We start from the raw sequence: 12,741 nt of genomic DNA, 5'->3' as shown, positions 1-12,741 counted from the left end.
TCGTGGCTGCACCATCCGACGGCTTCGTCACTGCAGTACCCCCGAACGGCGGCGAGAAACGCCGGGTCCCCATCCACTACCTGGACGAACCGTTCAACTACAGGCTTCCCCCGTCCCAGCGGGTGGAGGAACCAGCACAGGCCACCCCGGCCACCGCACGAATCACCGAACCGGCGCGGCCGGAGAAAACCAAGGAGGTCTGACATGAAGGTGTCAGCAGACGGCAAGAAGAAATGGGCGCTCCTCACCGAGAAGCCCGCAGCAGCATCCGGGATCCCCACCGCTACCGAGCTGAACGCCGGGATTGACTTCTCCTGCGTTGTCCTCGAATCGGACATTGCCTGGTCGCCCACGGCGTCGGACACGGTCAACGAGAAGGTCTCCTGCCAGGTCGGCAACTCGGCGGCGTTCGGCGCCTCGAACTTCGACACGGCCCTCACGTTCGTCCGGGAGTTCCTCGAAGCCGGCGGCCCGGACAAGGTCGCAGGCGACAAGGCCTACGAGGCGGTCCGCGTCAAGGGCTCCGAAGCGTGGATCTACATGCGCGAGTCCGACAAGTTCTCCACTGAGGACTGGGAGGCCGGCGACATCATCGACCTCGGCGGCAAGGTCCGCTCGGACAACCCCATGCGAGTGAACAACGAAGGCGACATCAAACGCCGGATCCCGTTCGCCGCGCAGGACATGCTCGTCGAAGTTCCCGTCGGCGGCGCCTAAAAGACCGGGTGGCTGGGCGTGATTCAGGCTCCGCCCAGCCACCCTCACACCGCATCACCAGAGCCTACAAACCCACCCAACTTAGGAGCCTGAAACTCTCATGACTGAACCCACCGCGACCCACCCCGCTGCTGACTTCGAGTTGGAAGACTGGCTGCAGGACGCCGCCATGCCCGAAGAGTCCGCCGAGGTCTACAAGCGCGCCAACGTCGTCGGGAAGCTCTCCCGCCTGCGCCGGCAGATCGAACTGGAACGCGCAGCATCGGCAGGGTCTGAGAAGACCTCTGCCCAGGCGAGCACCCTCGGGCCGCTGGAGGCGGAGTACGAGAAGCTCGTCCAGGCCTTCGCGTCCTCGCAGATCACCGTGTACGTGCGGGCCCTCAGCTCCGATGAGAAGTTCGTCCTCCGTCGCGACTCCGATGAGCGGACCAAGGACAAAACCCAGCTGGAGCAGAACAAGCACCACGGCTTCGCACTCCTGGCCGCGAGTATCATCGCCGTGGAGCCGTTCGAGAAGCCCCGGACCGCCGTGAACTGGTCCATCGCTCAGGTCAAGGCCCTTGAGTCGAAGATCGGCCCGGCCCAGATGGAACACATCCTCAATGCCTACTCTGTGGCGCAGAACAAACTGCCCGAAGTGGACGCTGATTTTTTGCACAAGCCCTCTGGCGAGGTGACTGGCCAGGGGTAGTCCAGGTACTCCGCACCGCACGGGATACGAACAAACCAGCTCATCACTGGTTCGTTCCCCGCGCCCGGCGCGCTGAGGAGTGGACGGACAAGGACTACCTGCTGCAGCTCGCCCTCACCAAGTACGAGGGCGGGCTGTGCTCCTGCGGGCAGCCGATGGTCATCGCCCACGACGAGTCCAACAGCGGCTGGTACGAGGCGCACACGCTCCAGTGCGGGTCCTGCGCGGCCCGTGAGAGCGCCACCCAGGGCGATGGGAAAACCCCGTACAAGCCCGCGCCAGGCGAGAAGGTCTACACCACCCTCAACGCCGCCGACAAAGCCGCAGCCCAACTGCGCCGGCAGGCTTCCCGCCGATAACTGAACACAGCCGAGGAGGCCCCTTTGTCGACAAGGTCCGCACGCGTCGTCCTCGAACTGATGATCGACAAATTCATCAGCAACGCCGCCAAGGGCTCCAAGGCGATCAAGGACGTTGGGGACGAATCGGCCAAGGCCGGGAAGAAAGCTGACGAGTCAGCTCAGCGGTCCAGCGAGTCAACGAAGCAGTATTCGGACGAGCTGAAGAAGCTCGCGAAGTCCCACCACGACGCGGCCACCGCCGCGGGGCTGCAGTACAACCGGGCCGGGCAGCTGATCGACAGCAACGGCAAGGTCCTGACCAGCTCACAGGCAGCTACCAAGGGCCTGGACGCTTTCAGCGGCGCCGTGTACGAGCTTGGAGAAGACGCCGAGCGGACCGCTGAGAAGCAGCGCATCGCAGCGGAGAAGGCCGAAGCCGCGGCCGGTAAGCAGGCTGCAGCGGTCGAAAAGTCCGGGACCGCGATGGTCGCGTTCGGCACCGCCACAGTCGCCGCACTGGGCGCCTCCGCCAAAGCTGCCATGGACTGGGAATCGGCGTGGGCCGGGGTCACCAAGACCGTGGATGGCTCCCCGGAGCAGATGGCCGAAATCGAGCAGGGCCTCCGGAACCTCGCGAAGACCCTCCCCTCGACTCATACTGAGATCGCCGCAGTGGCGGAGGCGGCCGGTCAGCTTGGCGTGAAGCGTGAGGACATCCTCAAATTCACGAAGACCATGATCGACCTCGGCGAGACCACCAACCTGACCGCTGAGGAAGCGGCAACGGACATCGCCCAGATCGCCAACGTCATGGGCACCACCGGGGAAGAAATCGACAACTTTGGTGCCGCCCTGGTGGCCCTCGGCAACGACGGTGCTTCCACCGAGAAGGACATCCTGTCCATGGCCCAGCGCATCGCTGGCGCCGGCAAGCTGGTGGGCGCATCAGAGGCGGACGTCCTGGCCCTGTCCAACACCCTGGCCTCCATGGGCGTCAAGGCCGAGCTCGGCGGCGGCGTGGCCACCCGCGCCCTGCTGAAGATGTACGCGGCAGTGCAGGGCGGCGGCGAAAAGCTGGACGCTTTCGCTTCAGCGGCTGGCACCTCAGCCGAAGACTTCGCCGCAGCCTTCCGCACCTCCCCGGTCGCTGCTCTTGAGATGGTCACCAAAGGCATGGCCCGGACCAAAGACGAAGGCGGCAACGTCGTCCAGGTCCTCAAGGACATGGGCATGAAGGGCACCGAGGAAATGCAGGTCATGCTGGCTCTGGCCGGCGCCGGGGACCTGCTCTCTGAATCCCTGGCTCTCGGTTCCAAGGCTTGGGAAGAGAACACCGCCTTGGTGGCCGAGGCTGCTAAGCGTTACGAAACGACCGAGTCCAAAGCTACGGTGGCGTGGAACAACATCAAGGATGCCGCGATCGACGCGGGCGCGGTCCTCCTACCGATCATTGCCAGCGCCGCGGAGTCTGTCGTCAGTCTCAGCCAGGCGTTCGGTGATCTCCCCGCGCCGGTGCAAGGGCTTGTGACGGGGCTTGGCGCCGTGGTGGGCGTGACTGCTCTGGTTGGCGGCGGGCTGATGCTCCTGCTTCCCAAAGTCCGGGACGGAGTCCAAGCCTTCAAGGACCTGGACTCCCGGGCGGACGGCAGCAGCCGCGGCCTGAACAAGGCAGCAAAAGCCGCGACCATTGCATCCGCTGCGTTCGTCGGGTTCGAAGTCGTCAAGGGCCTGCACAACTCCATGCAGGAAGCCTCCGCATCGACAGAGGAATTTACCCAATCCCTCGTCGGCCTCTCGAAAGAGAAGGACGGCCTGGACAACAGGTTCCGGGACATCGGTGTTGCAGAGTTCGAGGGTCAGATCGGTTCCGCCGGCCAGGCCTTGAACAAGCTCATCAACCAGGACTTCAACTCGGCGGTAGAGTCGTGGGGCGCCACGGCTCTGGGCGTCAACAACGGCATGGCTAAACTCGGTGACGCATTCGAGAAGACGGACCAGGCAGTCGCGGCCGCCGCAACCAACGGCAACATGGATCTCGCGGCGAAGGGCTTCAAGTCCGTCGCTGACAGCGCAGCTGAGCAGGGCATCAAGGTTGAGGAAGTCGCCAAGCGGTTCCCCCGCTACCTTGATTCGCTGCGGGCTATGGCGAGCCAGTCGAAGGTCAGCCTCTCGGAACAGGACCTGCTGAACTGGGCCCTGGGCAAGACGCCTCCTGCGATGGAGGCCGCGGCTGCCGGCGGGGACAAGGCCGCCGAGGCACTCGTGAAGCAGGGCGCCGCAGCGCAGTCGAGTGCCGCACTCACGGAAGAAGTCGTCGAGCAGCTGGAGAAGGTTGGGCTAGCCGCAGACGGTTCCGTGTCGGACATTGAGGCGTTCACGGACGCCTTGTTCAATGCGGGCCTGCTGTCCCTGTCCGCTTCGGATTCGGCGATCCGGTATCAGGACGCCATCGACAGCATGACTGAGTCGGTGACGAAGAACGGCACAACCCTGGACCTGAACACCGAACAGGGGCGGGCGAACCAGTCCTCGTACAACTCCCTTGCGAAAGCTGCGATGGACGCCGCTACGGCGACCGCCACGGAAACCCTCGCGACTGAGGGGTCCGCCGCCGCGCAGGCGCAGCTGCAGTCCTCACTGCGGACCAGCTATGACGACCTTGTCACGGCGGCCGGCCAGCTTGGGATCACCGGTGATGCGGCGGACACGATGGCCCGCAAGGCGTTGGGGATCCCGAAAGAGGTCCCTATCGACACGTGGGTCAACGACAACGCTTCGGAGAAGCTCGCGGGGATCATCGGGCAGACCGACAATCTCAACGGCAAACAGGTTGATGTGTTCGTCAACACCCACCAGACCTATTTCCAGAAGGTCATCGGGCTCGCCCCGGAGGCTGACGGGACTTACGGCAAGGGCTTGGGTGTCTTGGCGCCGGGCCGGGCGTCCGGTGGCGACTTGGATATTGCCCCGGGCCCCAAGGGTGTGGACTCGCAGCTGTTCATGGGCGCGAAGGGTGAGCACGTCTTCACCGATCGGGAGGTGGACTTGATGGGCGGCCAGGAGGCTGTCTACCGGTTCCGCGCCCAGGTCCGTGCCGGCCAGTTCCAGAAGCTGGCGGGCGGCGGCACGGTCGGGTCCCAGGCGGCGTCCGCGCAGATCATGGCACTCACCATGGCCGGGCAGCCAGCCGGTAGCGGCGGGGTGACGCTGGACTTCAGCGGCGCCACCTACACATCACTCGACGTCGCCCAGCTGCGCCGAAACGTGGTCGACGACGTCAAGTACTTACTCAAAGAGCAGGGGGTGCGGCTTGGCGGCTGATCAGATCAAATGGGCGGGCCGCACTCTCTCCGGGGCTGACCGGTTCGGCCACTGGTCCTGCGATGTCCCTGATGGGTGGTTTGATTCGCCAGAGTCCAAGGGTGAGCAGGCTGACCGTCCGAACGCTGACGGTGAGCACGACCTGCCGATCTACAACCAGTCCCGGCTGGTGACGTTCGACGGGCTCCTCCACGCGAAGAGCCACGAAGTGCTGCATGACGCGGGCATCTTCCTTACGGCTGCGATGCAGGGCCGGGCGCAGGTAGCTGGTCACGGTGCAACGCAGTGGGCGGACGGGAAGAAGAACGGCCGGATCCGGTTCCGCCCAATCACCGCGACCCTAGCAACTTGGCAGGTGCCGTTGAAGTTCGTGGACCCGCGCAAATTCGGGGAACTGCGGAAGTTCGTGGCCACCCCCGGCGGCGACGCGACCGCATTCCACCGCGGCAACTACGACGCCAAGACGGTCGTCACGGTGTCGGGTTCGATGCCGGGCGGGTACCGGCTCGGCGTGGGTGGCCTGGCGTTCGTGATCACCAGGCCGCTCCTGCCAAGCGTCCCCCACGTCATCGACTATAACGACGGCCGGCTGCGGATCAACGGGCTGGTGGTGCACGGCAACATCACCGAGTCCTTCACCCCGGGGATCAAGCCGGGCACGCCGACTGTCGTCTCCTTGACCGCCACCACAACAGGCACAGGAACGGCGTCCTTCGCCGTCTACGACACCTACATCTGAGGGAGGCCCTGTGGCTTGGCGTTATTACTCGGTGAGCAGCCTGACGTGGAAGGACTGGATCGAATTGCCGGCGGACCAATGCACCGGCGGCCGGGCGCTGAACACCGGAGTGCCCGGCGTGGTGACGTTCAATGTCGCGGACCCCAAGGTCGATGAAGTGGTCACGGACTACACCATCGAGCCCTTGGCCAGGGTCCTCGTAGCCGCATGGGATGACATCGTGAAATACGCCGGGTACATCCTTGACCCTGTGCACGACGTGGACAGGGGCACGGTGACCGCCGACCTTCGGGAACTCTGGTGGATATTCAACAGCCGACACGTCCTGCGGGTGCACGGTGAAGGCTCCCAACTGGCAGAGCCAATAGCCTACGCAGGCAAGTCACTCGCAACGATAGCCAAGGGCGTCATCCTTGAGGGCGCCAACGCGGAGCCGCAGGAACGGTATGCGCTCCCGATTGCTTTCCCGCCTGATGTGCCCGGTGACGATGCCCGCACCTATGAGGGCTTCAAGTTCATGAGCGTCGCTGACGCTTTGGACGAACTTATGAAGACCGACGGCGGACCGGACATTGACCTGAGCCCGGAAAAATCGCCGGAAGGGAACCTTGAATGGGAGTTCCGGGCAGCGCCCGGGCTTGGCTACAACCCGCGGGAATGGGACACCACCGCTTCCGGGTCCGAGGTCTTCGGAATCACTTTCACCTATGCCGGTTCGGGTGTCAGCAACAAAGTAATCGGCACGGGCGAGGGCTCGGGGCGGAGCTTGTTGGTCAAGTCCGCCGACTCGATGGCCGGCACCCGGTACCCCGCAATTGAGCGAGTCACCTCATACCAGGGCATCAAAGAGCCCGGTCCGCTGGAAGCCCGCACACGAGCGGACCTCGCGGTCTCTGACCGGCCCACGAGCCAGCTCAGCTTCAAGATCCCATGCGACGGCCCGGTGGAAGTGTCGGACCTGATCCTGGGCGGTGAGTGCCGAGTGAAGACCAAGGGCGTCAAAAACCTGCCCGATGGTTGGTCCACGTGGCGGCTGATCCAGTACACCTTCGACCGCGACACAGTGACCCTGCAGATGCAGCCACAGGGAGGCTAGCCCATGGGCCAGATCAACAACATCGCGCAAGGCACCTTGGACAACTGGGAGCGGCGACTGCGCGCCCTGGAAAATGCCACGAACCAGAACAACATGGCCATCGGCCGCGGCGGTCTCACTGTCCACGACGGCGGCATGATCACCATCGAGAACGGCGGGCTGCGCGTCACCGGCTCCGCGGAAATCATCGGCCGGCTCTTCGCGTCCGGGCTGGTGAATTTCGTGGGTGAGGTGATCATCTCCGGGCCGCTGGATGTCAGTGGCAGCGTGGATGTCTCCGGCGTGATGACCGTCCTCAATGACTTGGAAATCGCGTCGGGCGGCCTGTTCAAGGCGGGTGACATCGAGTTGCGGCCAGACGGGTCAGCCAAGTTTGGAACGATGACGATTGACCCGACAGGCAAAATCACGAGCGGCACCGCAGAAATCAATCCGGACGGTTCCGTAAAGTTCGGCAGCTTCAAGATTGACACGACCGGCAACGTCGAAATCAACGCTGACCTGACAGTAAAGACCGGCGGCAAGATCAAGGCCGGCGGCATGACGATTGACCCCGCGCTATTCGGCGGAAGCGTCCAGTTCGACGCGGGCGGGTATCTGTCCGGAACCGCGTCAGGACCGCAATTGACTGGCCCTTCGGGCAACGCGTTCGTATACACCCGCAGCGGCCGCGCTGGTATCCAGGCGACGGAAGTTGAGCTCGTTGGTGCCACGGAAGTTCAAGGCTCCCTGAAAGTCACCGCGCCAGGTTCGATATCTGGGGTGGAGCCCAACGTTTACTTCGACGGCAACGGCCAGCTCAGGAAAATTATCACCTAAAGGTTGTCCGGGTTGTGTTCCTTGCAGAGCTGCCGCCCGGCAAATATGGCGACCACGTCACTGTTGTCGATTGCTTCCTGGCTGCCACCGGGGACCACGTCAACCTCCGTGTGAGCTTTTCCCTCGTCATAGCGCTGGCACGCGAGGTTTCCCATTGCTACCAGGGCTGAATCGTCGGGTTGATCCCCACGCCAGTTGCGCTTTACGCCTGCCAGGAATTCATCCTGTTCCGCTTCGGTGATGCTCGCGTCGGCGGCTGGGTCTGGGGTGGCGGTCATGCTCGGGGCCGTTGCGACGAACGGCGCCATGCGCTTCTGTTCCAGCTCTTTGCTGTCGAGGACTTGCGCCCCCGCGGTCGTGGGGATCGATTCAGGCTGCGCCTCGCCCGCTCCCGCGCATCCGCTCAGTACGAGCGCGGCGGTAGCGATGGCAAGTAGTCCCCCAAGTTTCCCCATGCCCGAATCTTATCGGCTGGGGCCCCGAATTAATACACCCCTAGGAGGCTCCTTTGCCCATCATGTCGGGAAATGTCCAGGATATTACTGGCGCTAGCATGGCTGGATTGATGGCCGAAGTGATCTTCTGGCCTCAGGTGCCGACGACTTACGGTTCGACGTTCATGCCGACGCAGGAGGTTCGGGCTACGGCTGGGGCTGGCGGCGCGTACAGCCTGTTCCTGCGGGCGACGGACGGGAACAAGCCGAACTACCCGTACGCGTTCCGGATCGAGTGGTTGGACGCGTCGGGGAACATTTCGCACACGGATAACATTTCCGCCGATCATGGCCTGTATCTGAAGGTTCCGTTCAGTGCGGGCAACGTCGTGGACAACCTGACGAAGGACATCGGCAACGCGACGTATCAGAACAGTGTGCCGCTGACTCCGGAGCAGGTTGATGAGGCCCTGTCTCGCGTCCTGCCGAGCAACCTTGCCGACAGCCCACTAGTGCAGGCTGCTGGTGCGCAGGCGGCTGAGAATGCCCTTGCTGAGGCTGACATCCTGGTTGGCAGCGAGTCCCGTTCACCGAAGACGGGCGATTCCCGGACGGTGCGCGCCGTGGACAGTGTTGGTGCTGTGTCCTTCGAGGCGACCCCTGAAGGTAACGTCCGCATCGGTGACGTGTTGGTAACCCCCACTGTCGGGTGGCGGATCATTGACGCCGACGGCAACATCTCCATGGAGGTCAAGGAGGATGGCCGCACCTACATCTATGACGCGGTCTTCCCCGGCCCCGTAACGGGCATCGGCAGCGGCAGTAACGTCCCGGTGAATACGCTGCACGTTTGCTTGGTGGTTGGTCAGTCCAATGCTTCCGGCCGCGGTCTGCCCTATGGCGACGGCATGGACCCGGAAGACCCCCGCATCATGGAGTACGGGGCGAAGAATCGGACATTGCGGTTGGCGTCCGTCCCGCTGGACATGCATGACACCGCTACCGGGATCAGTCCGGCGACGACGTTCGCACGGAACTACCTGCAAACCCAGCCGTCCAACGTCGGCGTCCTGCTCGTCCCTGCCGCGCATGGCGGCACAGGGTTCACGGGTGCGGCGAATACTCTCACGTGGACGCCGAACGCCGCGTCGTCCGCGGAGTATGACCTGCCCGCCCTTGCCATCGCGCAGACCTTGGAGGCCATCGCCGCAGCCAAGGCGGCAGGCTACAAGGTGGTTGTGAAGCTCATCCTGTGGCACCAGGGCGAAAACAACGCCTCACTGTCTACCGCAGGGTACGCGGCAGCTCAGGACGGACTTCGTACCTACCTTCTGGCCGGGCTCGGCACCCCTAACCTGCCGTTCGTGGTGGGGCAGATGACGCCTGAAGGTTTCGCCGTCACCCCGTCAAAGCTGAATGTGGACAAGGCGCACGCAGCTACCCCCGGCCGTGTCCCGTACACCGGGTTCGCGAAGTCAGCACCGGGCGGTGTGAACGTGGGCGAAACCGTCCACTTCTCCCGCGTCGGCATCGAACACCTGGGCAAGACGTACCACGCCGCGTACTGGCAAGCACTGGCGAACATCCCCGGCTCCCCCGCGCTGCAGCCGCAGAACCTTGTGGCGAAACGTACCGGAACCACCCTCGAAGTGTCATGGGATGCGCCACCCCGCGACCTGACCGGCACCCCCACCTACTCCATGGACGACGGCGCCGGCACAGCATGGGTCATCCCGCCGTCACGCATCACCAGCTACACCCTCGAATACAAGGTCGGCGCCGGCGCGTGGACGCCTGTTACCCGGGCGTGGGGCATGTACACCGTCGAAACGGTCACCGGCTTCCCGACTGGTGCCGCGCAGGTCCGTGTGGTGGCCCTGAACGAATCCGCAACACCTTCCGCGCCTGCTATTGCGACCGTCACCTAAGGAGCCCCAATGCCAGAACTAACCCAGAAGCAAATCGACGCAGCAGAAGCCGCGCTAAGTGATCTATTCCAGGCCCACGACTTGGACGAGGTGTCCTATCTAGGGTTCTCCGCCGACAGTTACTCGGGCGTCAAGTACAGGGAAGTCCTCGACGTCATTGAGGCCGTAGCCAAGGGCCTCGCGTCCGCAGCAGAAGAGCAGGAGGGCTAACCGTGGATTTCGTCATGAATACGCGCTTCAACAACCCGCGCCTGCCCCGGGTCCCTTTGCCGGGATGGGCGGACAACTTCAACCGGGCCGCGGGTGACGCCATCGGTGTCACGTCCGCGGAGAAACGTCCGTGGAAGGTTGCCGGGACCATTGGCAACCCGATCTGGTCCATCACCTCAACCGGTGGTGTTGCGCTCACTGCGGCTACGTCGGGGCTCAACGTCGCTGTGGCTGACGGGCTGGCGACCAACGGCACCCTGACCGTCACCGCCAAAGCACTCGGCACGTCCCGGCGTGGTGGGCTCGCGTTCCGATACCGGGACATTGACAACCACTACGCCATCTACCAGGCCGCGAACACGTCCACCCTGAACCTCCACAAACGCATCAACGGGAACACGGCAACCGTCCTCGCCACCAGCACCTACACGCCCTCTGACGGCGACGTGTACCAAGTCGTCCTGAACAACGACACCATCACCGTCAAAGTCAACGGCACCACCATCATCACCGCCACCGACAACGCATTCACCGGAGAAACATGGCACGGGCTGTATGGGTCCTCCCAGGCGCTCTCCATGGTCTGGGACGACGCAAGCTTCGTGGCGGCGGCCTAATGACCACGAAAGCAGACCAGCGCTACAGAACCGGGCGGCGGGTGATGCTCGCCTCGGCCGCACTGTTCGCACTGTCCCGGGCGCTGTACTACCTACCGTCCACATCAAACAGTGAACTGACGCCCGCCATCAACCTGCTGGCAGGCGGGACGGGCATCTGGGTTTGGGTGGTCGCATGGGGCGCCGTCGTCGCCCTTTGCATCCGCGACCTGTTCATCCCAACCTCGCGGCTGGGCATCTCGTCCCTTGTGGCAATGCTCGTCCTCTGGGGCGTCACGTACGCCATCAGCTACATCGGGACAGTCATCGCCATGGGCTGGGGCAGCCGTGAGTGGTTCACGTTCATGACCTACGCCGGCCCCGCGGGAATCATCTTCGGGCTGCTCATGAAAGTCGGCTCCCTGAAACGCAAAGGGGAAGACGATTGACCACTGTCACTATCGACCCAAACTGGGTGGTGCCGATAGTCGTAGCACTCATCGCGGCAACAGTCGGGTGGGGTTCGTCCAGGGTCCAGAAGGGCACCCGGGAGAACAAGCTCATCGACCAGTTGCAGGAACAGGTGAACAACCTTGAGGCCCGGCTGGGGAACTTTGAGAAACGGGACCGGGTCTACCTCCCGCACATCCTCCGACTCAACCTCCACATCGAGCAGGGCCTCGGCCCGCCCGCACCCCCACTACCCAACATCCTCGAGGAATACCTCAAGGAATCGATGTAGCCCGGAAGGGGCGCACATGAGCAAGCTTGAATCTTGGCTGTCCACTTCGGTGGGCAAGAGGCTGGACCCTGACGGCCACTACGGACTGCAATGCGTCGATGCTGTGGACCACTACGGAGAGTTCATCTTCGGGGTCCCATGGTCCCAGTCGGTCGGCGGTGTCCGCGGAGCGAAGGACCTGCTGGGGGTAGCGCCGGACAAGTACTGGATCCGCATCGACTACTTCCATGGCTTCGTGCCGCAACGGGGCGATGTGCTGGTGTACGGCGGCGACTCGTCCAATGAGTGGGGACATACTGCCGTCGTGGAGTCCGCGGACGGTATCGGCATCAACGTCATCCAGCAGGACGGTTTCGCCGCCCCGCACCAGTTCGTTGACGGCAACTGGTACTCCAGCAAGCCCGCTCACCGTGCCCGCCTCGCCTACGCAGGGCGCGGCTACGGCGCACTAGCCGGCGTCTTACGTCCCCGGCCCGAACTCATCGGCTCGGACATCAACTACCAGAGCGCAACACCCACCCCACAGGAGGACGAATTGTCAGCAGCAGAAGTGAACGAAATCCTTGTCGGCGTCGATAGCCGCCTCAAGAATCAACTGGCCAAAGCTGATGAACGTCAGCGGGACCACGAGGAAGCGACTCGGGCCTACGTCCGGGACCGCATCAACGACCTCGGCACAACCGTCCTTGATGGCACGCAGGCGCAGGAGGACGTGACCCGCCAGTACCTCCACGACCGGATCAAGCAGTACAGCCCCGCGGAAATCGTGGCGCTGATCCCGGACGGCATCGCGCAGAAGGTCCTTGACGAACTCGCGGAACGGATCGGCAAGACCAATGGCTGATCACCGCACAGAGTCCACGTCCCCGAAGGTCCTGTGGCCGCTCCTCGTCGGTCTTGTGTTGACGGCCCTCGCTGCGGCACTGGCGGCCGTCACGCCGGACATGCTGGCAGGGCTGGGACCGTTCGCCGTTCCCGTCGCCCTGGGCCTACTCGCGGCCGGCCAGTACATCACCGGCTACCTGAAGCGTGACCCGCTCAGGGACACCGGCCAGCAAGCCATCGATGAAGGCCTGCTCCCTCCCACCAAGTAACCACCCAACCTTT

16 protein-coding genes are annotated in these 12,741 nt (G+C 63.8%); 15 read left to right on the top strand and 1 reads right to left on the bottom strand.

All coding sequences use genetic code 11. From position 1 onward, the window contains the following. The first annotated feature begins 2 nt into the window (after window positions 1-2). The 8 genes from QRN07_RS00230 (at window position 3) to QRN07_RS00195 (ending at window position 7,724) form a co-directional block, all read left to right on the top strand. Complete coding sequence (locus QRN07_RS00230) at window positions 3-203, top strand: hypothetical protein (protein WP_285240063.1); 201 nt, start codon at window positions 3-5, stop codon at window positions 201-203. Between the two features lies 1 nt (window position 204). Then, window positions 205-717 (top strand): phage tail tube protein, encoded by a 513-nt coding sequence (locus QRN07_RS00225; protein ID WP_285240062.1) that lies wholly within the window; start codon window positions 205-207, stop codon window positions 715-717. Between the two features lie 100 nt (window positions 718-817). Further along, window positions 818-1,408, top strand: a complete 591-nt coding sequence (locus QRN07_RS00220; protein WP_285240061.1) for a hypothetical protein — start codon at window positions 818-820, stop codon at window positions 1,406-1,408. A gap of 155 nt (window positions 1,409-1,563) precedes the next feature. After that, complete coding sequence (locus tag QRN07_RS00215; protein ID WP_285240060.1) at window positions 1,564-1,767, top strand: hypothetical protein; 204 nt, start codon at window positions 1,564-1,566, stop codon at window positions 1,765-1,767. 24 nt (window positions 1,768-1,791) lie between these two features. Next, window positions 1,792-5,070, top strand: a complete 3,279-nt coding sequence (locus QRN07_RS00210) for a phage tail tape measure protein (RefSeq protein ID WP_285240059.1) — start codon at window positions 1,792-1,794, stop codon at window positions 5,068-5,070. After that, a complete protein-coding gene (locus QRN07_RS00205; protein WP_285240058.1) occupies window positions 5,060-5,809 on the top strand; it encodes a hypothetical protein in 750 nt (249 codons plus the stop codon). The genes QRN07_RS00210 and QRN07_RS00205 overlap by 11 nt, the downstream gene beginning before the upstream one ends. Before the next feature lie 31 nt (window positions 5,810-5,840). Next, window positions 5,841-6,905, top strand: a complete 1,065-nt coding sequence (locus QRN07_RS00200; RefSeq protein ID WP_285240057.1) for a hypothetical protein — start codon at window positions 5,841-5,843, stop codon at window positions 6,903-6,905. A 3-nt stretch (window positions 6,906-6,908) separates the two neighbouring features. Further along, window positions 6,909-7,724 (top strand): hypothetical protein, encoded by an 816-nt coding sequence (locus QRN07_RS00195; protein WP_285240056.1) that lies wholly within the window; start codon window positions 6,909-6,911, stop codon window positions 7,722-7,724. Here QRN07_RS00195 and QRN07_RS00190 read toward each other — a convergent pair. Next, complete coding sequence (locus QRN07_RS00190) at window positions 7,721-8,179, bottom strand: hypothetical protein (RefSeq protein WP_285240055.1); 459 nt, start codon at window positions 8,177-8,179, stop codon at window positions 7,721-7,723. The two genes, QRN07_RS00195 and QRN07_RS00190, sit on opposite strands and share 4 nt — an antisense overlap. A 110-nt stretch (window positions 8,180-8,289) precedes the next feature. Here QRN07_RS00190 and QRN07_RS00185 point away from each other — a divergent pair, with 110 nt between their 5' ends. The 7 genes from QRN07_RS00185 to QRN07_RS00155 are packed head-to-tail and all read left to right on the top strand — an operon-like array spanning window position 8,290 to window position 12,728. Next, window positions 8,290-10,086 (top strand): sialate O-acetylesterase, encoded by a 1,797-nt coding sequence (locus tag QRN07_RS00185; RefSeq protein ID WP_285240054.1) that lies wholly within the window; start codon window positions 8,290-8,292, stop codon window positions 10,084-10,086. A 9-nt stretch (window positions 10,087-10,095) separates the two neighbouring features. After that, window positions 10,096-10,296 (top strand): hypothetical protein, encoded by a 201-nt coding sequence (locus tag QRN07_RS00180; protein ID WP_285240053.1) that lies wholly within the window; start codon window positions 10,096-10,098, stop codon window positions 10,294-10,296. Window positions 10,297-10,310: 14 nt separating this feature from the next. Continuing rightward, entirely contained in the window at window positions 10,311-10,913 is a 603-nt protein-coding gene (locus QRN07_RS00175) for a hypothetical protein (protein ID WP_285240052.1), read from the top strand. After that, complete coding sequence (locus tag QRN07_RS00170; protein ID WP_285240051.1) at window positions 10,913-11,341, top strand: hypothetical protein; 429 nt, start codon at window positions 10,913-10,915, stop codon at window positions 11,339-11,341. The genes QRN07_RS00175 and QRN07_RS00170 overlap by 1 nt, the downstream gene beginning before the upstream one ends. Then, window positions 11,338-11,634, top strand: a complete 297-nt coding sequence (locus QRN07_RS00165) for a hypothetical protein (RefSeq protein ID WP_285240050.1) — start codon at window positions 11,338-11,340, stop codon at window positions 11,632-11,634. Before QRN07_RS00170 ends, QRN07_RS00165 begins: the two co-directional genes overlap by 4 nt. Window positions 11,635-11,650: 16 nt before the next feature. Next, window positions 11,651-12,478, top strand: a complete 828-nt coding sequence (locus QRN07_RS00160; RefSeq protein ID WP_285240049.1) for a CHAP domain-containing protein — start codon at window positions 11,651-11,653, stop codon at window positions 12,476-12,478. Next, complete coding sequence (locus QRN07_RS00155; protein ID WP_285240048.1) at window positions 12,471-12,728, top strand: hypothetical protein; 258 nt, start codon at window positions 12,471-12,473, stop codon at window positions 12,726-12,728. Before QRN07_RS00160 ends, QRN07_RS00155 begins: the two co-directional genes overlap by 8 nt. The last annotated feature ends 13 nt before the right edge of the window (window positions 12,729-12,741 follow it).

It is taken from the genome of Pseudarthrobacter sp. MEB009 (genome assembly GCF_030208875.1).
Taxonomy (GTDB): domain Bacteria; phylum Actinomycetota; class Actinomycetes; order Actinomycetales; family Micrococcaceae; genus Arthrobacter.
The sequence above is the reverse complement of the archived record's forward strand: the minus strand, read 5'-3'. Positions and strand labels throughout refer to the sequence as shown.